The sequence below is a fragment of the Paraburkholderia sp. WS6 genome (assembly GCF_030464835.1).
Taxonomy (GTDB): domain Bacteria; phylum Pseudomonadota; class Gammaproteobacteria; order Burkholderiales; family Burkholderiaceae; genus Paraburkholderia; species Paraburkholderia madseniana.
On the sequence record NZ_JALQCK010000019.1, the window covers coordinates 86,678 to 109,469 of the forward strand.

A 22,792-nucleotide genomic window follows, 5' to 3' on the forward strand; every position below is an offset into this window, starting at 1 on the left:
CGTAGCTGGGCAGAATCAGAAATGCTTGGTGACGCCGGCGTAGACGGCGAAATGCGGACCGTACTGCGGTGCGCCGACGCCGATACCCGACCCGTCGCGCAACTCATAGACGCGGTTGAACGCGTTGATCACGACGAGGCGTGCATCGAATTTGCCGATGAGAGGCTGATTGAAGTGCTGTATCACCCCAAGATTGACTTGCGCATAGAGCGGCAGCCGATCCGTGTTCGCAAAGCCGCTGCGCAAACCGCTTCCTACGAGTCCGTCGAACGTGAAAGTCGTTCTGCCGAGATCGTAGGTCCCACCGAACGATGCAGTGATGCGTTGGTCGTGATCCAGATAGACCCAGTGATTGTTGATATAGGCGAGTTCCGCCGGGTCGAAATTGAACTGCGCTGAATCGATCTGCGTGCCCTGCGCGCGGCTCCACGCGAGATTCATGTACGCGGATACGTTGTCCTGCTTGTAGTTGGCCGTGAACTCGACCCCATACACGCGCCCCTCCCTGTAGTTGAACGGCGTGAAGATGAGCGCGGAGCCGAACTGTCCTTCATCGAGCAGGTTCGCCGATTTCTTGTAGTAAGCGTCGAGCCCGACCGTCACACTCGATCCAAGACGCTGGGTCACGCCGAGATCGAAATAATGGCTGCGTTCCGGTTGCACCTGGTCGTTCTGGTTCGATGGACTCTGGTTGGTCGTGCCATTGAAACGGCTGATGGTCGAGCCGGACACCAGCTCGAACGCAGGCGGCGTGAAATAGCGTGCGTAACCGGCATGGAGCGTCGTGGCCGGCGTCAGCGCGTAGACGAGACCGATGCGTGGGCTAAGCTGGCTCGCGCTGACATATTCGTCCATCTTGTCGTAGCGCAGACCATAGTTCAGCGTGAGCTTGTCTGTGATTTTCCACTCGTCCTGTACGTAGGCGCTGTACAGATAACCGGTCTTGCTGCTGGAGTCCTGAATATTGAAGGGCTGATCGGAAAGCTGGTTGCCGTTGCTGTCCGTCGCGAATACGTTGACGCTGTCGTTGAACACGGCGTGTTCCTGCTGGAAGAAGAGGCCCGCCCGGACCGTATGCCTGTCGTTCAGCCGCCAGGTCGTGTCCACCTGTGCGCCATTGGCCGAGTTGCTGTGAAAATCTTGCGACGCCACGCCGTTAAAGAGCAGATCGCCGACCGGATCGGGATTGAATTGCGTCCGCGTGTAGCGGGTAAACAAGGCAACCTGATAGTCGAGTGCGCCTCCATTGGTGCCCTGGAGGGCCACCACGGCGAAGTTGTTCAACTCCGATTGCGTTTCGTTCAGTTGGCTCGAATCGAACGTGTTGCTGCCGTTGAGTGTGAAGTTGGTCGGCAAGCCGGGGGTGTTGGGAATCTCGAACTGGTTGCTTGTCGTGCCGAACATCACGCTCACGCGGGTGAGCGGGTTGATGATGTACGACATGTAGCCGAACGCATCGCCCTGACGGGTGTGATCGTGAATCGCGTTGGCACTGGCAGTGGGATTCTCGATCCCGAGGTTGTTCATGCCGAGCGAGCCGCTGAAATAGTAGCTGAACGGCCCCTGATTGCCGAATACATCCGCGCTGGTCTTGATCGTCTGATGGCTGCCGCCGAACACGTCGATGGACCCACCGTTGCCGGCATCGCCCGTCTTCGTGCGGATGTCCACCACGCCTGCCGTGCGGTAGCCGTATTGGGCCGGTAGCGCGCCGGTGAGCAGGTTCACCTGGTCGATGATGCGGGTGTCGAGTGCCTGGCCGAAACCGCTGATCGGCTCGGGAATGATGATGCCGTTGATGCGGTACTGCAGGTTCGCATGATCACCGCGCACGTGCAGTTGCCCGTACGAGTCGCTCGCCACGCCGGGCGCTTGTAGCAACACCTGGTTCAGCGGCGTGTCTTGCCCTGCGGGCAGCGCATTGATATCGGCCTGGCTGAAGCGGTACACGCTGCTGCCGGTTTCTGGCAACAATCCGTTGCGGGCCCGATCGAGACGCTTTGCATTTACCTGAACGTCGAGTGTGTCGCTTTGAGCGAGTTTGACGCTTACTGCGCTTTCTGTACCCGCAGTCGTGGTCGCCATGCTGCTGCCGCTCGCAAATCCCGGTGCCGTAACGACGATCGCATAAGTCCCCGGTGTCACATGGCCGATCGCGAAACGGCCGTCTGCATCCGTCTTTGCCTCATTGACTGCGGCGCCGCTTGCGTTCTGAACGCTCACGGTGGCGTTCCGGACGGGCTTGCCCGCTGCGTCGGTGACGGCGCCCGTCACCGAACCTTCGTCGGACGCGGCGTGGGCATGAGCGGCGATAGCGAACAGCAGCAGGGCTGCATGGGAGACACGCGTGCGGTTTTTCATCTTTATTTATTCAGGGTGGGCGCTGGGTGGATGTGTTTTCTGTCTTGTTGACGTTCTTCCTGCGTGCGATACGGATGACGAGGCGTGCGCTGACTGGTCCCGATCAAGCGGGCACCTCGCTGTCATTCATGGTGAAGAATGTTATATCATTACATTTAAAAACAAAAATGACAACCCGATGGAGGGCACGGCGAGCGATTGGGGAAATCGAGGAGGGGCGTTTTACGCGTGAGCGGCGGACGGGATTCGGACCGCCGCAATCGTTCGGCGCGACGGGAGGGATGCTCGCGCGCGGCGATTTCGACAAATGGTTTGCCCGTCGCCGCCGATGACCCGCGTGTCACGAAGTCATCGGCGAGCGTTCAGGCGTTCACTTCAATTGGCCTGCAGACTCAGTGCCCAAAGCCGTTGCTCTTGATATAAGCAGACAGTTTCGCGATATCGAGGCTTCCCCAGCCGGTCGGATAGTCCCAACCGGTGGCCGCCTTGTAACCATAGCCGCCGTAGCCGTTGTTACCCGATCTCACGTCGTGCACCAGCGAAGGTGTCGAGCTAATGGCGCTGTAAAAGCTGGCTGCGGGGAAGCCCAGGCTATTCGAATTCGCAGTCTGCAAACGCGCCCACAGCCCGACGAAGATCGGCGAAGCGAGGCTCGTCCCGCCGATCTGCTGCAGCTGACCGTAGTTGTAAATCAGTGCGCCCGTGCTCTGCGCCGCGTCGAAGGAGATGTCGGGCAGCAGACGCCGGCCCGGCGTGCCGCTCACCACCGACTGCCACGACGGCTTCGCCTCGTACACGCTGTAGCCGCCGCCGGTTGCCCAGAGCTTGCCGTTGCTGTCGAGCCCTTCGTTCCAGACGGTTTCGCTCGAGTAGGCGCCTGCCGAAGTCGTGTAAAGCGTCGTGCCGCCGACGGCGATCACGTTAGGCGACGAGGCCGGCCACGATACCGAATAGGTGCTGCCGTCAGGGTAGCCGCGGTTGTTGCACTCGTACACGCCTTCATCGCCGGACGATACCGAGAAGGTCTGCCCCTGTGCCGCCGCTGTCGCGAAGATGCGGTCTTCGGCCTGCAGCGTGCCGTCCGCGTTGGCATCGACTTCGCACCAGCCGAGCGATACGTTGATCACCTTCGCGACGTTATCGGACACTGCCTGATTGAACGCTTGCGTGAGGCCGGTGTTGCCGGACGCGCTTTGATCGGCCATATAGAACAGCAGTTGCTGCACCGCGCCGCCTGCGGAACCGACAATCGACTGGCTGTCGAGGTCCCATTCACCCTGGCCTTCCTGATCGTCGCTGTAGTCGCCATTCGACGACCCGGTCTGGATCGTCTGCGTGTTGACGGCCGCCAGGCCATTCGCGCTGGCGAACTGCTGGAGATCCTGGAGCGTCTGCGAGACGCCGCCGATCGTGATGATGCCGACTGTCGTGTTCGCCGCGGTGGGTGCGCTGCTGGCGTCGTAGATCGTTGGGAACTCGGTCGGATTGTGGCCCTTGGCCGTACCGGTGGCCAGCGTCTTCGCGGCGGAACGCTCGCCGACCTTCAGCATCGAATGGGCACGCGCGACGTTCTGCAAGCCGAGCACCGAACCGACTATTTCGCCGAGATCCTGCGGCACTTGTGCCGGCGCCGTGTTCGCGTAGCCGGCCTTGCCGTTCAGTTGGTAGCGAACCAGCGGGGTGTTGAAGGCCGCTTTGACGGCGCCGGCGCTGCCGTCGGCGGAAATCAGCAGGCGGTTCGGCGCGACGTGAATATTGACGAAGCCGTTCTTTCGCAAATGCGTGACGACGGCCTGCACTTGCGTTTCGGTCGGAGCGTACTGCGAGAGGAATTGCTGACGCTTGAGGAATTTGCCGAACTGCGCGTTGCCCGGCTGGTTGACTGCCTGCGCGAGTTGCTTCAGTTGCGCTTCATCGCGAAGCTTGAGACTGACCACGATATGTGCGGTCTCGCCGGCAGCGAGTTCGAGCAACGGCGTCGCACTGCGCGCCTCGACCTGGGAGGGCGTCACAAACGCCTTCGTGTCGGTGCGTGCCCACAGCGTGGACGCGGGTGATGCGCCGAATGCAGCGAAGGAAGCAATAGCGAGAGGCAAAGCAACGACCGCGTAACGGTTTAGACACAGGACCGTCTGTTTTGCGGTTGACGACTTCATGTGACCTCCTGAGATAACAGCGCAACGAGACGCCGAATCTTCCGGTGGCTGTTTCCGGTCGAGTCAAATAAATAGGAATTTCGTCTGGAAGCGCTGTTCTGAATGGTTAATAATGGCACTCAGTTAAATCCGTGAGCGCCGTCAAATTACCGTTCATTACAGATTATCGGTACCTATCAGAATAGATAGTTGAGAGGGAGAAGAAGTCACGAATGAACGAGGGTGTTTACTTGAAAATATTATTTTTATCAGTAAGTTATGTAGTCGTTGATTGTTCGACAACACCTAAGTGCATGGCGCGTTGCAATGGAGGCGGGACTCTAATTGATTTAATGACGCCACCGCTTCGTCATTAATTACAAAATCATTTCTTTATGCTAATTCGATAGTGATGTGCCAGGATTTGAGGAATTTGCAATTAAAAGGCATGTCTGTTCGATTGGAATTAATTGGGCTGTATCGTCAAAGGGGGAATCAAAAAATAATGCGACCTGTGACCGAGTTGTTAGAGCGGACGGACGCCTTATAACGCCACCGTCCGCTCGCCCCCGGCATAGGCATTCGACGGCCAGCCAGCCATTCGTTGAAGCCCGAACCACTTCCAAAAGTGCACGGTCAACGGTCAGCTGCCGAAGTACGGCGTGCAGAAGCTTACGGGGCCGATACACGCTGGCATAGCCGCGCCTGCTGAATGAGCGGGTGTGTTGGACGAGCGTTGGCCAGCCGCCGTCGAACCCGACATCGCCGGACCCTCGCCACTCGTGTTCATCTTCAGGCGCGCGGCCTGCTGCGAGAAGATCGGGTTGATCTCGGGGTACGACGTGTCGGTCACGAGGCGCGAGCCGTTAGCTTCTGCCTGAACCAGTTCCTGGCGCACTTCCGCGCGGGTCTTTTCCTGCGCCGATGCCTGAGTGACTGCGCCGGCCGATGCAAGGAGGATCATCGAAAGGGTCATTGCAAGATTGAGTTTCATTTTGGATGCCTAATTGAGGTTGATTGAATCTAACGATCTATGTGATTGAGAACTACGTCTTTACTTGTCCACCTATGTGATCCACGTGCTGCTGAAGCTGCGCAGAAGCGTTTCTGCTTTCGCTCGTGGACCGTTTGCTTGCTGCCGTCCACGTAAGGGCAAACACACCGCTTGGCTGCTTATTCCAAATTTTTTCTGCAGCCCCGGGGGAATGGTACAAAACTTACATTTGCCTGAAGGCTCCGACAAAACCTTGTACGCCACCGTACCGACTTCCCCCTCACACGCGAGCACCGTCATTGCAAGCCCCCTGCATTTCTCCGTCACCGCCGACCGAAACAGTTTCGCGTGACAAGGCTTCCCTGACCGATTTGTGCGCCATCCCCATTTCGCCCGGAGCGGCCAACCGCTTGATCGAGCCGATCACGCGGAATGCCATGTCACGCCCGGCGCAGCAGGGGCGCCGCCACGAGCGCAACACATCTTTCAAGCACGCACGAAAGCGTGCAAGGGACACAAAATGTCAACCAGCGATTCGATTCTGGAGGAGCCGCAAGCCTTCCTTCCTCACGCCAGCGTGACGGCTTACGCCGCGATCTCCGGCATGGATGCCTACCGCGCGTTGGTCGCTGAAGCTGAGCGCGATTACGCAGGGTTCTGGGCGCGTCTCGCGCGCGAGACGCTCGAGTGGAAAAAGCCGTTTTCTACGGTTCTCGATGAATCGCGCGCGCCGTTCTATGAATGGTTCAACGACGGCACCCTCAATGCGTCCTACAACTGCCTCGACCGCCACGTCGAAGCCGGTAACGGTGAGCATGTTGCGGTGATCTTCGAAGCAGACGACGGCACCGTCACGCACGTCACCTACCAGCAATTGCTCGAACGGGTGAGCCGCTTTGCCAACGCTTTGCGAATGCGCGGCGTGACGAAAGGCGATCGCGTGGTGATCTACATGCCGATGTCGATCGAAGGCATCGTGGCGATGCAGGCGTGCGCGCGCATCGGCGCGACGCATTCCGTCGTGTTCGGCGGTTTTTCGTCGAAGTCGCTCAATGAGAGGATCGTCAACGTGGGTGCGATCGCGCTGGTCACCTGCGATGAACAGATGCGCGGCGGCAAAGCGCTGCCGTTAAAGAGCATCGCGGACGAGGCCCTTGCGATGGGCGGCTGCGAAGCGGTGAAGAGCGTTATCGTCTATCGGCGCACGGGCGGCAAGGTTGCGTGGCACGAAGGGCGCGACCTGTGGATGCACGAGCTCACAGAAGCCGCAGCAGACACGTGCGAGCCCGAATGGGTCGGCGCCGAACATCCGCTCTTCATTCTGTATACGTCCGGTTCGACGGGGGTGCCCAAGGGTGTGCAGCACAGCACGGGAGGCTTCCTGATGTGGGCCGCGCAGACCATGAAGTGGACCTTCGACGCGAAGCGCAGCGACGTATTCTGGTGTACCGCCGACATCGGCTGGATCACTGGCCACAGCTATATCGCGTACGGCCCGACTGCGATCGGCGCGACCCAGGTCGTGTTCGAAGGCGTGCCCACCTATCCGAACGCCGGCCGCTTCTGGGAGATGATCGCGAAACACCGCGTGACGGTGTTCTACACCGCGCCGACCGCGATCCGCTCGCTCATCAAGCTTGCCGAATCCGATCCCAAAGTTCATCCGGACCGTTACGACCTGTCGACTTTGCGCCTGCTCGGCACAGTCGGCGAACCGATCAACCCGGCCGCGTGGACGTGGTTCTACGAACACGTCGGCCATAGCCATTGCCCTGTCATCGACACCTGGTGGCAAACGGAAACGGGTGGCCACATGATTGCGCCGATGCCGGGCGCCACGCCACTGGTGCCGGGTTCGTGCACGCTTCCGCTGCCTGGCATCATGGCCGCGGTCGTCGACGAAACCGGGCAGGACGTGCCGAACGGGCAGGGCGGCATTCTCGTCGTCAAACGGCCATGGCCGTCGATGCTGCGCGGCGTCTGGGGCGATCCGGAGCGCTATAAGACGAGTTACTTCCCCGAAGATCTCGGCGGCAAGCTGTACCTCGCCGGCGACGGCGCGGTGCGTGACGAGGACACCGGCTACTTCACGATTACCGGCCGTATCGACGATGTGCTCAACGTGTCGGGCCACCGCCTTGGCACGATGGAGATCGAGTCGGCGCTCGTCGCGAACCCGCTGGTGGCGGAAGCCGCGGTCGTTGGCCGTGCCGACGAGACGACTGGCGAGGTCGTCGTCGCGTTCGTGGTGTTGAAGGGCGAGCGGCCAACCGGCGACCAGGCGATCAGAATCGCGACCGAATTGCGCAACTGGGTCGGCAAGGAGATCGGGCCGATCGCGAAGCCCAAGGAAATCCGCTTCGGCGAGAATCTGCCGAAAACGCGCTCGGGCAAGATCATGCGCCGCTTGTTGCGCTCGCTGGCGGCCGGCGAAGAAATTACTCAGGACGTATCCACGCTGGAAAATCCGGCGATTCTCGATCAGCTCGGGTGATGGTTCGCGAAAGCCGCGAGATTGCCGGAACGTTTTTTGTCTTCAGGAGCAGGCCATGGCCAGCGCACCGATTCGAACCACACTTGCGAACCCCGCGCCACTGGGTCTCGCCGGTTTTGCATTGACAACGTGGCTGCTCAGCATGATCAACGCCGGCTGGTTTTCGGGCGAGTCGATGGGTCTCGTGCTCGCCTGCGCGCTCGCTTACGGCGGGACCGCGCAGGCCATTGCCGGGATGATGGAGTTGCCGCGCGGCAATACCTTCGGCGCGACGGCCTTTCTAAGTTATGGCGCGTTCTGGTGGTCGTTTGCACTGTTCGTGCTCTTTTTACACGACAAGGTGCCGCCCGCGTTCGTCGGCTGGTATCTGTTTCTTTGGGGCGTCTTCACGTTTTACATGTGGCTGGCGACCTTTCGCTCGCCTCGCGCGCTGCAGTTTATCTTTCTGGCGCTCTGGATCACCTTCGGCCTGCTGGCTGGAGGCGAGTGGACGGGTTCAGGCCTGGTGCGGATGGCGGGCGGCTATATGGGACTCATCACCGCGGCGTTGGCGTTCTATCTGTCCGCAGCGGACGTGATCAACGAGGTGCACGGGCGGGTGGTTTTGCCGGTCGGCGATCCCCGGGTGCTTAGCCGGCATGCTGTGGCGCTCTGATAGACCAGTTGGGCGGCGCGCGCAAACCGCGAGCGTCGAACACTCACCACGTTGCGTTGAGCAGGCACGAGGCAAAACGTTATGAACCTGTCGGGGAAAGTGGACGGCGACGGCTGGACGGTCACGGCTTGTGCACGCGAAAGCGGCACTGAATTTGGCTGTCTGATCGGCACGAGCGTTGCCGCGCCGGATGGTGTGGTCGTGCGTGAATTCACGCACGACAGAACCTTCAGCACGCCGCAGGAGGCCGTGCTGGATGGCCTGAAGCAAGGCATGTCGTGGGTGGACCTCACTACCTCGAATACGATTTGCGCTGCCTGACCGCACCACATTTCCCACCATCGACGCGACGTCGAGCGCCCCTGCTCTAGAGCGACGGCATCTCATACATCACAGCGGCCACGTCTGCATGCCCCGGTTTAGCCGACTCCACGTGCGTGGTTTGCGCCTGGCGGCTCGGCACCAGCAATACCGGACAGCACGCACTGCGCACCACGCGTTCGGCGACGCTGCCGAGAAACAGACGCTTGAAGCCGCGACGGCCGTGCGTGCCGAGCACCAGCAGGTCCGCATTGAATTCGTTGGCCGTGATGCGGATGCGCTCCGAAATATCCTCGCCGATCGGCGCGACGTCGACCATCCGTGGTGTGCCGGCCACGTTCTCGTGTTTCATTCGGGCGAGTGCGTCCGCTAACAGTCGCTGGCCTTCTTCCACGAACGCGTCACGCAGAATCGTCGGATCGTAGCCGGAGGCGTCGTACGCCATCAGCGGATTGTCGACGACATAGAGCGGCTGCAATTGCGCACCGCTCTCGCTTGCGAGTTGCAAAGCGGTGTCGAATGCGTGCTCGGATGTGTCGCTGCCGTCGATCGCAACCAGAATGCGTTTATACATATCAGCCTCGAAGAGTTTGTTCAAAGAGTTGCCGCGTCAGTTAAACGGCTCTCAGATCGGGCAGCAGACGGTCGAATTCCCGCCTCACCACGCCGTAGCATTCGCACACGCGCTCCTCCAGGCCCGACCGGTCGATCACCTCGATATGACCATAGCTGTAGCGGATCAAGCCCGCGTCCTGCAGCTTCATGGCCGCTTCGGTGACACCCGATCGGCGTACACCGAGCATATTGGCAATCAACTCCTGGGTCATCGTGAGTTCATTTGACGGCAAGCGGTCGATACTCAACAGCAGCCAGCGGCACAGTTGCTGATCGATCGTATGATGCCGGTTGCACACGGCCGTTTGCGCCATCTGCGTGATGAGTGCCTGGGTGTAACGCAGCAGCAAGCGTTGCACTGGGCCGGCACGATGAAATTCTTCTTTCAGAATGCGCGCGTCGAGCCGGTATGCCTTTCCGGCGCTTTGCACGACCGCGCGGCTGGGCGTCGTTTCGCCGCCCATGAAGAGCGCGATGCCGATCAATCCCTCATTACCGACAATCGCGATCTCGGCCGAGGAGCCGTCTTCCATCACATAGAGCAGAGAGACGATCGCGGTAGTGGGGAAGTAGACGTGGTCGAGCCGGTCACCCGACTCGTAGACGACCTCCCCGAGCGGCATATCGAGCGCGATGAGATGCGGTGCGATGCGTTCCCACTCGGCTTTCGGCAGCACAGAAAGCAGATGGTTATCTTTCGGTTGATGTGTGGTCAACATGAACCACCCCACAGTGTCCTGCCGAAAAACGACTTCGTATTCGCAGAACTGATCTGAAAAGTTTTCAGGCCCTCCTGGCGGGGCGGTTGCGAAATCGACTGGAAAGCGGTTTGGAAATCGCTGGTGCATACAGGGCCAGCAACCATTCTGGCACGCTTCGTGATGCGCGTCTGTACGGTGGCGTTCACGCCTTGAACCATGGCTCATGCAACCCAGCTGAAAGCCATCGCGATGACCGTAGCCGCCATCACACCGGTCGCAATCCAGCCAAGGACGCGCAGCGTCAGCGGTAACGTGAAGCGCGACATGATGCCGGTACGCATCGACAGATGCATCATGACGATCATGACCGGCACGGCGACCACCCCATTGAGCACGGCACTCCAGAAGAGCGCCTTGACCGGGTCGATCGAGGTGAAATTCAAACCGACGCCGATGGCTGTCGCCGCGGCGATCACGCCATAGAACGCCTTCGCCTGCAGCGGCAGGCGGGCCAGGCCGACCCGCCATGCGAACAGTTCGCCCACCGCGTACGCACCCGAGCCGGCCAGTACCGGCAACGTCAACAAACCGGTGCCGATAATGCCGGCCGCGAAAATGACGAACGTGAACGGTCCCGCCACCGCTCGCAGCGCTTCCGCTGCTTGGGCCGAGGTCTGGATATCGGTGAGTCCGTGAGCATGCAACGTCGCCGCTGTGGTCACGACGATGAAGAACGCGATGGTATTCGACAGCGCCATGCCGAGATAGGTGTCGATACGAATCCGCGTGAACTCGGCAGGGGCTTCCCACGGTGCGTGAGTGAGCGGATGGGCGCCGGGCCGTTCCAGTTCGTCTTCGACTTCCTGTTCGGCCTGCCAGAAAAACAGGTAAGGGCTGATCGTCGTACCCATGACCGCAACAATGGCCACGATGTAATCCGGCTTGGCCGAGAGTGGCGGCAAGATCACCGCCCAGCCCACCTGGGTCCACGGCACGTTGACGACGAATGCGCAGATCACGTAGCTGAAGAGCGACAGGCACAGCCATTTGAGTATCGACACATAGCGCGAGTAACGTGTAAAAACTTCGAGCGCTACCGAGAGCAGGCCGAAACCGCAGACATAGAGCAGCGCGGGACCCGAGATCAACAGCTTGAGCGCCGCGCCCATTGCGCCGAGGTCCGCGCCCAGATTGATGATGTTCGCAATCAGCAGCAGACTGACGACGCTGGTGGAAAGCCAGCGCGGATAGTGCCGCCGCAAATTGCCGGCGATGCCGCAACCGGTCACGCGCCCGATGCGCGCGCTGATTTCCTGGATCGCGGCCATCAGCGGGTAGCTGAACAGCAGGGTCCACGCGAGGCCATAGCCGAATTGCGCGCCGACCTGCGAATAGGTGGCGATGCCGCTCGGGTCGTCGTCCGAGGCGCCGGTGATAAGGCCGGGCCCCATCACCTGAAGCAGTTTCGGGCGAGTCGGCTGCTTGACCGGATCGCGGGTTAGCGTGTCCATGGCCGGGAGCTCCTGGTGGCGGGCGCGGCCGCCTCCGTCTGTCGGATGGTTGCGGGGCCGCCGGTTCGGTCGCTAACACCCCTTCATGCGCATCGCGGCCGGAGTGACACGGGCAGCCAGCGCGCTGCTTTTGCTGATATGCGGCGTGTCGAGTCGAGGGTGCGCCGATTCGCCAATGCAGTCGGTACGGTGTCGTACCACGCTGCCCAGCTACCCGCTCTGTATGTGCCCGGTGACGCTAGCCCTAACGAAAAATCTCGGCAATGAGGTTGGCCACCGTGCGGATGCGCTCGCTATCGCGTAGGGCGGGATGCAGCACCATCCACACATCCTGGTCGAGCGCCTTGATATGTTTCTCGATGCAGACGAGATCGCTCGTGGTGTCGCCCGCAAGCTGGGCAAGCACGCCGAGGCCGGAGCCGCCCAGCACGCCGTCGAATACGCCCATGCCATAGCTGCTTCGAAGCGAAGGCGCAGGTGCGCCGGGCAGCGTTTTCAGCCATTGCGTGGCCGGGTGATCGGGCTGCCGGTCGTCATAACCGACGAACGACAGCTTGTCCCACTCCTTCCGGGTAATCGCTGCCTTGTGGCGGAGATAGTAGTCGCGCGAACCGAACAGCCCGAAGCGGATCCGGCCGATGCGCCGGACATACAGATCGCCCTCATCAGGGCATTCGGACCACAGCGCGATATCCGCTTCACGGCGGGCAAGGCTATACGGCCGCCGTGAGGTCAGCACCTCGATGGCGAGGCCGGGCAGCCGGTCCTGGAACGACCCAAGCAGTTTAAGCAAAATGTAAGACGGCCATTCGACGGCGTTGATCCGCACCGTGCCGTGAGCCGCTGCGCCGCCGGTCACGTCCGCGGCACGCTCGATCTGGTGGGCCAGGTCCTCCATCTGCTCGGCCCAGGCCAGCACGCGCGCGCCGAATGCCGTCACCGTACAGCCCGACGGAACCCGGTCGATAAGCGGCTCGCCCAGCCGCCGTTCAAGCTCGGTCAGACGGCGCGACAGGGTGGGCGGACTCAGATCGCATGCCGTCGCGGCGGCTCGCATCGTGCCGCCGCGCGCGATCGCCACCAGAATCCGCAGGTCGTCCCAGTCCACGTGTTCCATTTTTGAAACGCTCGATTTTGAAATTAGGCATAGCATAACGTGGATCGCGAGGATAGCATTGGACCTGGCCATACTCGTCCCAGCATCTGGCAAAGAAACCCGAGGGCTTCATTGGCTTTGGCGGCAAGTGTGGCGAACCTGCCCATCACACGACTCAACGGCTATCAGTCACTACGTAGACCGAACGAGCGATACGGAGACATCAATGATTCGTCATTTCCAACCGGCGCGGCGTCGCGCCATCGTAGCCAGCGCAGCCTTCCTCGCAGTGTCGATTCTGCCGGGCGCAGCGTTTGCTCAGGCCGCCCACAAGCCGAAAGTCGCGCTGGTGATGAAGTCGTTGGCGAACGAGTTTTTCCTGACCATGGAAACGGGCGCGAAAGACTATCAGAAGCAGAACCCCACGAAATTCGATCTCGTCACGAACGGCATCAAGGACGAAACGGATACGGGTAACCAGATTCGTATCGTCGAACAGATGATCGTGTCGAAGGTCGACGCACTCGTGATCGCACCGGCCGATTCCAAGGCGCTGGTGCCGGTTCTGAAGAAAGCGGTCGATGCCGGCATCATCGTGGTCAATATCGACAATAAGCTGGACCCGGACGTGCTCAAGTCGAAAGACCTGAACATCCCGTTCGTCGGCCCGGATAACGCCAAGGGCGCACAGAAGGTGGGCGACTACCTGGCCAAGCGCCTGAAGTCGGGCGACAACGTCGCCATCATCGAAGGCGTCTCGACCACCACCAACGCGCAGCAACGCACGGCCGGCTTCAAGCAGGCTATGGCGACGGGCGGCATGAAGGTCGTCTCGCTGCAATCGGGTGAGTGGGAAATCGACAAGGGCAACGCCGTCGCGAGCCAGATTCTCAATGCGAACCCGGACGTCAAGGCGCTGCTGTGCGGTAACGACAACATGGCGATCGGCGCGGTATCGGCCGTGCGCGCGGCTGGCAAAGCCGGCAAGGTGCAGGTGGTGGGCTACGACGACATCAACGCGATCAAGCCGATGCTCGCCGACGGCCGTGTTCTTGCCACTGCCAATCAGTACGCCGCCAGGCAGGCCGTGTTCGGTATCGATACGGCTCTGAAGGCAATCGCTGAACACAAGAAGCAGTCGGAATTGTCGGGCGTCGTCGAAACGCCTGTCGATCTGGTCACCAAGTAAGATTGGCGTAACACGTGGCCCGCGTCGTTTGCGGGCCGCCCCGCCTGATCTTTGTCTGGCTTTATCAATCTGATGTCCACTCCCAACCTATCCTTGGCCGTTGCCCCGCCCGTGCTGACTGTTCACGGCATCGGCAAGACCTACGCCGGGCCGGTGCTCGCTGATATCTCGCTGGATCTGTACGCGGGCGAGGTGCTGGCGCTGACCGGCGAAAACGGCGCGGGCAAGAGCACCTTGTCCAAGATCGTCGGCGGTCTCGTTACGCCGACCACCGGTTCGATGACGCTTGGCGGCGCAGCTTACACGCCGGGCAGCCGCAAGGACGCCGAGGCGCTCGGCGTGCGCATGGTCATGCAGGAGTTGAACCTGCTGCCGACCCTCTCGGTGGCGGAGAACCTGTTCCTGAATCGTTTGCCGCAGCGCGGCATGTTCGGCTGGATCGATCGCGCCAAATTGCGCGAGGACGCGCGGCATGCCATGGCGCAAGTCGGGCTCGACGCGATCCACCCTGACACGCTGGTGGGCACGCTGGGCATCGGCCATCAGCAAATGGTCGAGATCGCGCGCAATCTGATCGGCGATTGCCGCGTGCTGATCCTCGACGAACCCACGGCGATGCTGACCGCCCGCGAGGTGGACCTGCTGTTCGAGCAGGTCGAACGGCTCAAGGCGCGCGGCGTTGCGCTGGTGTACATCTCGCACAGACTGGAAGAATTGAAGCGTATCGCGCGGCGCGCTGCCGTGCTGCGCGACGGGCGGCTCGTGCATGTCGACGAGATGGCGAACCTCTCGGCCGACCGTCTGGTTACGCTGATGGTCGGGCGTGATATCGGCGAACGGATCGACCTCGGCGAGCGGCGCATTGGCGACGTGGCGCTCAAGGTCACGGGCATGACCCGCGAGCCGGTTGTGCGCGACGTGTCGTTTGAAGTCAAAGCAGGTGAGATTTTCGGCATCAGCGGTCTGATCGGCGCGGGTCGCACGGAATTGATGCGGCTCGTCTACGGGGCCGATCGCGCGGATGCCGGTACGGTGTCGATCGCGTATGGCGGTGGCCCGCTGCAGCCCGTGACGGTATCTTCGCCGTCAGACGCCGTGAAGAACGGCATCGCGCTGATTACGGAGGATCGCAAAGGCGAGGGCCTCCTGCTGACGCAACCTATCGCCGCCAATATCTCGCTCGGCCATTTGCGCTCGGTGTCGAAGAACGGTGTGGTGGACGCCCGTCGCGAGGCGGCGCTGGCGCGCAAACAGATCGACGCCATGAGCATTCGCAGCTCGGGGCCGTCGCAGCCAGTGTCGGAACTCTCCGGCGGCAACCAGCAGAAGGTGGTGATCGGCCGCTGGCTCGCGCGCGATTGCACGGTGTTGCTGTTCGATGAGCCCACACGGGGCATCGACGTCGGAGCGAAGTTCGATATCTACGCCCTGATGGGGGCGCTTGCGCGGGAAGGCCGCGCGTTGGTGGTGGTGTCGAGCGATCTGCGCGAGTTGATGTCGATTTGCGACCGGATCGGGGTGATGTCGGCGGGACGGATGACGGGCATGTTCGAACGCGGAAGCTGGACCCAGGACGCGCTGCTCGCAGCGGCGTTCGCGGGTTATACGAAACGCGACGAGCTGCTGCACGATCCGATCGAACCCGATGCGAAAGCGCCCGACCCAGCGGCGCCCGATCAAAAATCTGTGGAGTATTGAAGCATGACTGCACCAACCAGCCTGCCTACCGTGCAGAACGAACCGCCCAAAGACGCGAAGCCGATCGGCACGCGCCTTGGATTCTCGAACTACCTCGGCCTGCTCGGCGCGTTGCTCGGGATGATTGTCCTGTTCTCGCTGCTGAGCTCGCACTTCCTCAGCTACGACACCTTCAGCACGATCGCGAACCAGATTCCCGATCTGGTGGTGATGTCGGTCGGCATGACCTTTGTGCTCATCATCGCCGGGATCGACCTGTCGGTCGGCTCCGTGCTGGCACTCGGCGCGGCGCTCACGAGCGTGGCGGCCTTGCAGTGGCACTGGCCGGCGCTGCCTGCCGCTTTGCTCGGCATGGCGGGGGCGGCCTTGACGGGCTGCGTGACCGGCGCGATTACCGTGGCCTGGCGGATTCCGTCGTTCATCGTGTCGCTCGGCGTGCTCGAGGCGGCCCGCGGTCTCGCGTACCAGTTGACCAACTCCCGCACGGCCTATATCGGCGATGCGTTCGATTTCCTGTCCAACCCGATCGCGTTCGGCATTTCTCCCGCGTTCCTGATTGCCATCGTCGTGATGGTCGTCGCGCAGTTGGTGCTGACCCGCACGGTCTTCGGGCGTTATCTGGTCGGCATCGGCACGAACGAGGAAGCGGTGCGCCTCGCGGGCGTCAACCCACGTCCGTACAAGATCGCGGTATTCGCGATGATGGGCTTGCTGGCCGGCCTCGCGTCCCTGTTCCAGATTTCGCGGCTCGAGGCTGCCGACCCGAATGCCGGCGCGGGCATCGAATTGCAGGTGATCGCGGCCGTCGTGATCGGCGGAACGAGCCTGATGGGCGGACGTGGCTCGGTGATCAGCACCTTCTTTGGCGTGTTGATCATCTCGGTGCTGGCCGCCGGTCTTGCCCAGATCGGCGCGACTGAGCCGACCAAACGCATCATCACGGGGGCCGTGATTGTCGTGGCCGTCGTGCTGGATACGTATAGAAGCCGACGTCGCGCCGCATAAATATTGACCATTTGTGACCGTCAGCGACCCTTCGTGGATGGTCAGCAGGAGAGTGAACGTGTCGAAAGAAGTGAAGCCGGGCCGCGTGCTCGTGGTGGGCAGCATTAATACCGACCTCGTCGCCCGTGCACCGCATTTACCGCGGCCCGGCGAGACGATCAGCGGACAGGAGTTCTCGCAGGTTGCCGGCGGCAAGGGCGGCAACCAGGCGGTGGCGGCAGCCCGCATCGGCGCGCGCGTGGCGATGGTTGGCCGCGTGGGGAAGGATGCGAACGGCGCACAGCGGGTCAAGGATCTGGAAGCTGAAGGAATCGATTGCGCGGGTGTCGAGGTCGACGCCCTGCAGCCCACCGGCGTTGCCATGGTGACGGTGTCGGACGACGGCCAGAACACGATCGTCGTGGTCGCTGGCAGTAACGGTGAAGTCACGCCTGAAGGCGTCGCGCGCCACGAAGCGGCGATCAAGGCGAGCGACGTCGTGGTCTGTCAACTGGAAACGCCTTGGGATTCTGTCCACGCAACACTCGCGCTCGCCCGGCGCCTCGGCAAGATCACCGTACTGAATCCGGCGCCGGCAACCGGCCCGCTGCCCGCGGAATGGCTGCCGCTCGTCGACTACCTCGTGCCGAACGAGGTCGAGGCCGCGATACTCGCCGGCTTGCCGGTCGAATCGCAAAGCGGCGCGAGAAGGGCGGCGCTGGAGTTGCAACGCGGCGGCGCCCGCAACGTGATCGTCACGCTCGGCGCACAAGGTGCTTACCTGTTGCCGGAAGGCGGCGAAGGCATGCATTTTCCCGCGCCGCAAGTGAGGGCTGTCGATACGACCGCGGCCGGCGACACCTTTATCGGCGTCTTTGCCGCGCAACTCGCTGCCCGGCAGCCGCTGGAAGGCGCAATCAGCCTCGCGCAACGCGCGGCTTCGATTTCGGTCACGCGCGCCGGCGCGCAGCCGTCGATCCCGACTCGCGCGGAAGTCGAAAGTGCAGCCTGACACGGATGCCTGTTGTGACATGAGGCAGTCCGACCTGCAACTCTGGGTAGCTTTACGTTGAATGACCGGCACCATCTCCGGATGGTGTTCCCCTGGTTTGATCACGATCTCTACTGGAAGAAATGGACGAAACATGAAATCACAATATGTAGTCATCCTGATGATGACGCTGCTGCTCGCCGCATGCGGAGACAGCGTGACGACCACCGATCCGCTCGCCAACGCACCGAAGGTCATCATCGATTCGGACTTCAACACGATGGGCGACGACGGCCAGTTGTTCGCCATGACCACGCAGTTGATGGGGCAGGGCAAGGTCAACCTGCTCGGGCTGACCGTTGTGACCGGCAACGACTGGTTGCTCCAGGAAGAAGCGGATGCGCTGAAGGCGGTGGAGCGCATGGGTGTGCAGAATGTGGTGGGTGTCTACGGCGGCGCCGACTATCCATTGCAATACGATGTGGCGAGCATTCGTGCGCAGCAGGCCGCCAATCCGCAAGGCTATTTCGGCGCGTGGATGCGAACGGAACCGACCCAGCAGTCCCAGCTTGTGGCGCCGCCGGACGGCTTCGCGGTGTCGACGAAACTGCAGACGCAAAGCGCTGCGGACTTCATGATCCAGACCATCAAGCGCTATCCGAATCAGGTCACCATTCTCGAGGTCGGTCCGCCCACCAATCTCGCCACGGCCATCAAGAAGGCACCGGAGATCGTGCCGCTGATCAAGCAGATCGTCTACATGGGCGGCGCGATGGCGGTACCGGGCAATGCGAACGCGGTGGGGGAACTCAACTGGTGGTTTGATCCGCTTGCCGTGCGCACGGTTCTTCAAACGACGATCCCTCAGGCCGTCATTCCGCTCGACGTCACGGATACGGTGCCGCTCACGCAGAGCATTTTCGATCAGATCGTCAACAACCCGAACAAGCAGACCGCGGTGACCAAGGCGTATGGGATCGTCAACGCCGGTTCGTTCGGCGACAACACCCATCTGTTCGACACGCTGACGATCGCTTATTTCATGGACCCGACCTACGCCACGCAAACGAAGAGCGCCTACCTTGATATCGACACGACGAGCGGCGAGGATCAGGGGCACGTGACGGTCTATCCCGATCAGCCCGCAGCGGGCGCGTCGCCGAACAAGATCACGTACGTCACGCAGTTCGACAACAATCGTTTCTTCAGCCTCTACGTCGATTTGCTCACGCGACCTGTGCCGATTACCTTGCCTTGACGAGGAAGGGCATACACATGCGCGGCGGATTATTCGCAACGCAGGGCCGAGGTCCCGCTCAGACCCGGCCCGGATCGAGCAGGTTCGAACTGAAATCGCAGCACTGCGCGGCGAGCCGTGCGATTTCGGCATTCAGCGAGTGCGGTTGCTCCGCGCGATGCATCGCGACGTACGAGACAGGCGGCAGCGCCGGTCGCGTCTGGATCATGCCGAGCGCGCCGCGTGTGACCATGTGGTTCAGGCACGCCTTCGGCAGATAGCTGATGCCGAGGCCCGAGAGCGTCAGTCCGATCTGCGCGATCAGACTGTTGCTCGCGAGAATACGTTGCATGCTGACTCCGTGCTCCTGCAGGAAGCGGCTATAGATAAAGCCTGTTCCCGACAGACCGCCCTGCAGGATCAGCGGGTACTGCGCAATCTCGGTTAGCGGAATGGCGGCCTGCTTCGGCGCCAGTGCCGGCGCACACATCCACGCGTTCTCCACTTCGCCGACCTGCGTCATCACGAAGGATTCGGTGCTGTGGATTTGCGGCACGACGATGATGTCGATCGTGTCGTCGGCGAGCCGGTCGCGCAGCGTCGCGTTCAAATCCACCTCGGCTTCGACCACGACCTTCGGATACGCCGCCTGGATCGCGCCGATCAGCCGGGGCAGCCACGTCAGGGCGGTCAACTCCGTCACGCCGATGCGGACCTGCCGAACCAGCGCCTCCTTTGAGCTGATCAGCTCGACGATCTGGTCGCGCCGTTCGAGCAATTCCTTTGCGTAGGCGAAGAACTCGGCGCCTTTCTCGGTCAGCCGCGCGCTGCGGTGCGCGCGGTCGAATACCGTCAGGTCGAAGGCGCGCTCGAGTTCCTGAATCCGCTTCGAGACGGCCGACTGCGTGGTGTTGAGGCGGCTCGAAGCGGCCTCGAACGAACCCAGTTGCACGATCCAGTAGAGCGCTTCCATCTGCTTGAACGTCAGCATCGCGCCGCCCTTTACATGAAATAAAGCGATAGTTTCTCATACAAAAAAATCGCTTTTTTTACTTATTTCGGCTGCTTAAGGTTCCTCCATCGCCCCGTCCCCAATCTGGAGAGAGCATGGATACCGTCATCGAAAGTCCGCCTGTCAACCATATCGAGCGCAAACCGCGTGTCGGACTCGCATGGCAGATACTGATCGGTCTCGTCGTCGGTGTCGCCACCGGACTCGTGTTGAACCACTTTCCGCAAATGCGGGACGCGACCATTTCGGGGCTGCTGCAGCCCGCCGGCGACATCTTCATCAAGCTGATCAAGATGATCGTGGTGCCGATCGTATTCACGAGCATGGTGGTCGGAATCGCCGGTGTCGGAGACGGTAAATCGTTCGGGCGCATCGGCCTGAAGACACTTGTGTACTTCGAGGTGATCACGACGATCGCGATCCTGCTCGGGCTCATTCTCGGCAACGTGCTGCAGCCGGGCGTCGGCACCGACATGTCGCAGCTCGGCCACGCCGACATTTCCCGCTATCAGCAGGCAACGCAGCAGGTGCAGGGTCATCATGGCCTGATGACGCTTGTGCTCGGCGTCATTCCGGACAATATCCTCGCTTCGATGGCCAAAGGCGACCTGCTGCCGGTGATCTTCTTCTCGGTGTTATTCGGCCTCGGTCTGCAGTCGGTTCCGGAAGAATTCCGCAAGCCGGTGATCGCCATGCTCAAGGGCGTCGCGGAAGCCATGTTCAAGGTGACGAACATGGTGATGCGTTACGCGCCGATCGGCGTGTGCGCGCTGATCGCGGTGACCGTGGCGAGTTTCGGCTTCGGTTCATTGTTGCCGTTGCTTAAGCTGGTGGCCGTCACGTATCTCGCGATCGTGCTGTTTGTGCTTGTCGTGCTCGGTATCACGGCCCGGCTGTTCGGCTTTCGTATCTTCACGTTGCTGCGCGTTATCAAGGACGAATTGATCATCGCGTTCTCGACCTGCAGCTCGGCAACCGTGCTGCCGCAGTTGATGAAGAAGATGGAGGACTACGGTGTGCCGAAGAGCATCACGACCTTCGTCGTGCCGACCGGCTACACGTTCAATCTCGACGGTGCATCGATCTATCTCGGCATCGGCACGCTGTTCGTCGCGCAGTTGTATGGCATTCATCTGGGCTGGCAGGAACAGATGGTTCTAGTGTTGACGATGGTCGTGACGTCCAAGGGCGCAGCCGGCGTGCCGGGCTTCATGTTCGTGATTCTTCTCGCGACGCTTGCGAGCGCGGGGCTGCCGCTCGAAGGACTCGCGTTCATCGCCGGCGTGGACCGTGTGATGGATATGGGACGTACCGCGTTGAACGTGGTGGGCAACGCGCTTGCGCCGCTCGTTATCGCCAAATGGGAGCGCCAGTACGACGCGGAGAAGGGCAAAGCGTATCTCGCGTCACTTGACGCTTGAGCGGACACGGTTCCCAGCACGACCATCATTTAGCAGAAAGATCAGGAGCATCCAGATGAGCAGTAATCAAGGCGAGTTCTTTTCCGAATCGTTGATGCGGGAGATCAAGGCGCGTTTCCACCATGTCGACCACGACATCGACGGGAGCGAGCGACTCTTCTTCGACAACGCGGGTGGCTCGTTCCGCCTCAAGGCGGCCGTCGACGCGTTCGCGCGAATCGATGCGCTGCCCGATTGCCCGGAGCGCATCCACGCGCGCGCACGCCATCTTCAGGACGTTCAGGCGCGCGGCGAGGCGGACATCCGCACGATCCTCAACGCAAAGGACGGCAGCATCTACCCATCGTTGACCGCGTCGGGCGCGATGTTCGACATGGTGCGCGCGATCATGGAAAACGTGCCGGGCACGAACGCCGTCACGACGATCCTCGAACATCCGTCTTCTTTCGACGCGATGACGTACTACGCGCACCGCACGGGCAAGTCGTTGCGTGTTGCGCCCAGCAATCCGGAGACGGGCGGCGTGGACGTGGATGCGATTCTGTCGTTGATCGACGCGGACACGGCGCTGCTCAGCGTGATGTACGCGTCGAATATTTCCGGCGCCAAGTTCGACATCGCGACGCTTGTCGAGCGCGCGCGCGAAAAGAAGCCCGGACTCTTCATCGTGGTGGATGCGGTCCAGCACGCGCCGCATGGCGTCATCGACCTGCAGAAGACACCGGTCGACGGCATCAATTTCGCGCCCTACAAGTTTTTTGGTTGCCGCGGCTCCGGCATTTCGTGGCTGTCGCCGCGTGCGGCCGCTCTGCCGCATCACCGCCTCGACGCGAAGCAGGAAGGCGTGTGGGAACTCGGGAGCCCGGCGCCCGCGCAGTTCGCGGTCGTGACCGAGATCGTCGAGTACGTGACGTGGATCGGTGGCCAGTTCAGCGATGCCGATACGCGCCGCGAGCTTTTCGTGGAGGGGATGAAGCGCATCGAGTTGCATGAGCGCGCGCTGCTGGCGGCGCTGCTCGACGGCCAGGGTGGGCGGCGCGGTTTGCGACGACTCGATGGCGTGGAGGTGTTCTGGGATCATGCCGATCTCACGAGGCGCGACCTGATCCTGGGTATCGGCTTCGCGAATCTGAACCCGACCGACGCGGTGCGCGAGTACGAGAAGCGCGGCGTGATCGTCTACGAGCGGATCGCCTCGAGTCTGTACTCCGGCCGCATGCTGAAGTCGTTCAATCTGGCGGGCGCGGTGCGAATTTCGCCGCTGCACTGTCATGCACCCAGCGACGTCGAACGCTTTCTTTCTATTACAGAAGCGCTGACGACACTGTAAGGCGCGGGGCCGGGTCGTGTGCATCGCACCGCGGACGAAGCCCGCCC

General features: G+C 61.6%; 19 protein-coding genes. 10 read left to right on the forward strand and 9 right to left on the reverse strand.

Features of this window, described 5'->3' with window-relative positions:
• Nucleotides 1-15: 15 nt before the first annotated feature.
• From M0D64_RS22575 to M0D64_RS22590, 4 genes are all read right to left on the reverse strand, one after another.
• Nucleotides 16-2,361 carry a TonB-dependent receptor gene (locus tag M0D64_RS22575; protein WP_266259304.1) on the reverse strand — a complete coding sequence of 782 codons (2,346 nt, stop codon included), beginning with the start codon at nt 2,359-2,361 and terminating at the stop codon, nt 16-18.
• A gap of 392 nt (nt 2,362-2,753) precedes the next feature.
• Nucleotides 2,754-4,517: a protease pro-enzyme activation domain-containing protein gene (locus tag M0D64_RS22580; protein WP_266259305.1), complete on the reverse strand. Its 1,764-nt coding sequence runs from the start codon at nt 4,515-4,517 to the stop codon at nt 2,754-2,756.
• A 622-nt stretch (nt 4,518-5,139) separates the two neighbouring features.
• Nucleotides 5,140-5,490 carry a DUF4148 domain-containing protein gene (locus tag M0D64_RS22585; protein ID WP_266259306.1) on the reverse strand — a complete coding sequence of 117 codons (351 nt, stop codon included), beginning with the start codon at nt 5,488-5,490 and terminating at the stop codon, nt 5,140-5,142.
• A 280-nt stretch (nt 5,491-5,770) separates the two neighbouring features.
• On the reverse strand, nt 5,771-5,929 hold the full coding sequence (locus M0D64_RS22590; RefSeq protein WP_266259307.1) for a hypothetical protein: 159 nt from the start codon (nt 5,927-5,929) through the stop codon (nt 5,771-5,773).
• Nucleotides 5,930-6,010: 81 nt separating this feature from the next.
• On the opposite strand from M0D64_RS22590, the gene acs reads away from it, so the two are divergent.
• From acs to M0D64_RS22605, 3 genes are all read left to right on the forward strand, one after another.
• Nucleotides 6,011-7,984, forward strand: coding sequence for an acetate--CoA ligase (acs, locus tag M0D64_RS22595; RefSeq protein ID WP_266259308.1), 1,974 nt, complete (start codon nt 6,011-6,013; stop codon nt 7,982-7,984).
• Between the two features lie 55 nt (nt 7,985-8,039).
• The gene (locus M0D64_RS22600; protein ID WP_093645383.1) at nt 8,040-8,639 is read left to right on the forward strand and encodes an acetate uptake transporter family protein; all 600 of its coding nucleotides are present in this window, start codon (nt 8,040-8,042) and stop codon (nt 8,637-8,639) included.
• 81 nt (nt 8,640-8,720) lie between these two features.
• Entirely contained in the window at nt 8,721-8,960 is a 240-nt protein-coding gene (locus M0D64_RS22605) for a UDP-glucose 4-epimerase (RefSeq protein WP_266259309.1), read from the forward strand.
• 46 nt (nt 8,961-9,006) lie between these two features.
• Here the strand turns inward: M0D64_RS22605 and M0D64_RS22610 are convergent, their stop codons facing one another.
• The 4 genes from M0D64_RS22610 to M0D64_RS22625 form a co-directional block, all read right to left on the reverse strand.
• The gene (locus tag M0D64_RS22610; protein ID WP_154558495.1) at nt 9,007-9,534 is read right to left on the reverse strand and encodes a universal stress protein; all 528 of its coding nucleotides are present in this window, start codon (nt 9,532-9,534) and stop codon (nt 9,007-9,009) included.
• Nucleotides 9,535-9,574: 40 nt separating this feature from the next.
• Complete coding sequence (locus M0D64_RS22615) at nt 9,575-10,294, reverse strand: Crp/Fnr family transcriptional regulator (RefSeq protein WP_171927380.1); 720 nt, start codon at nt 10,292-10,294, stop codon at nt 9,575-9,577.
• Nucleotides 10,295-10,497: 203 nt separating this feature from the next.
• The gene (locus tag M0D64_RS22620) at nt 10,498-11,787 is read right to left on the reverse strand and encodes an NRAMP family divalent metal transporter (protein WP_266259310.1); all 1,290 of its coding nucleotides are present in this window, start codon (nt 11,785-11,787) and stop codon (nt 10,498-10,500) included.
• Between the two features lie 244 nt (nt 11,788-12,031).
• The gene (locus tag M0D64_RS22625; RefSeq protein WP_054038995.1) at nt 12,032-12,904 is read right to left on the reverse strand and encodes a LysR family transcriptional regulator; all 873 of its coding nucleotides are present in this window, start codon (nt 12,902-12,904) and stop codon (nt 12,032-12,034) included.
• A gap of 205 nt (nt 12,905-13,109) precedes the next feature.
• Here M0D64_RS22625 and M0D64_RS22630 point away from each other — a divergent pair, with 205 nt between their 5' ends.
• The 5 genes from M0D64_RS22630 to M0D64_RS22650 all read left to right on the forward strand — a co-directional run bounded on the left by M0D64_RS22630 (nt 13,110) and on the right by M0D64_RS22650 (nt 19,003).
• A complete protein-coding gene (locus M0D64_RS22630) occupies nt 13,110-14,072 on the forward strand; it encodes a sugar ABC transporter substrate-binding protein (protein WP_154558492.1) in 963 nt (320 codons plus the stop codon).
• 72 nt (nt 14,073-14,144) lie between these two features.
• Complete coding sequence (locus tag M0D64_RS22635; RefSeq protein ID WP_171927378.1) at nt 14,145-15,770, forward strand: sugar ABC transporter ATP-binding protein; 1,626 nt, start codon at nt 14,145-14,147, stop codon at nt 15,768-15,770.
• Between the two features lie 3 nt (nt 15,771-15,773).
• Complete coding sequence (locus M0D64_RS22640; protein WP_097396088.1) at nt 15,774-16,775, forward strand: ABC transporter permease; 1,002 nt, start codon at nt 15,774-15,776, stop codon at nt 16,773-16,775.
• Between the two features lie 37 nt (nt 16,776-16,812).
• Nucleotides 16,813-17,766, forward strand: a complete 954-nt coding sequence (gene rbsK, locus M0D64_RS22645; RefSeq protein ID WP_266259364.1) for a ribokinase — start codon at nt 16,813-16,815, stop codon at nt 17,764-17,766.
• A gap of 133 nt (nt 17,767-17,899) precedes the next feature.
• The gene (locus tag M0D64_RS22650; RefSeq protein WP_266259311.1) at nt 17,900-19,003 is read left to right on the forward strand and encodes a nucleoside hydrolase; all 1,104 of its coding nucleotides are present in this window, start codon (nt 17,900-17,902) and stop codon (nt 19,001-19,003) included.
• Between the two features lie 58 nt (nt 19,004-19,061).
• On the opposite strand, the gene M0D64_RS22655 is transcribed toward M0D64_RS22650, so the two are convergent.
• Nucleotides 19,062-19,973 carry a LysR family transcriptional regulator gene (locus tag M0D64_RS22655; RefSeq protein WP_266259312.1) on the reverse strand — a complete coding sequence of 304 codons (912 nt, stop codon included), beginning with the start codon at nt 19,971-19,973 and terminating at the stop codon, nt 19,062-19,064.
• Between the two features lie 116 nt (nt 19,974-20,089).
• On the opposite strand from M0D64_RS22655, the gene gltP reads away from it, so the two are divergent.
• Entirely contained in the window at nt 20,090-21,415 is a 1,326-nt protein-coding gene (gene gltP / locus M0D64_RS22660) for a glutamate/aspartate:proton symporter GltP (RefSeq protein WP_266259313.1), read from the forward strand.
• 55 nt (nt 21,416-21,470) lie between these two features.
• Nucleotides 21,471-22,745 carry an aminotransferase class V-fold PLP-dependent enzyme gene (locus M0D64_RS22665; RefSeq protein WP_266259314.1) on the forward strand — a complete coding sequence of 425 codons (1,275 nt, stop codon included), beginning with the start codon at nt 21,471-21,473 and terminating at the stop codon, nt 22,743-22,745.
• Nucleotides 22,746-22,792: the final 47 nt, after the last annotated feature.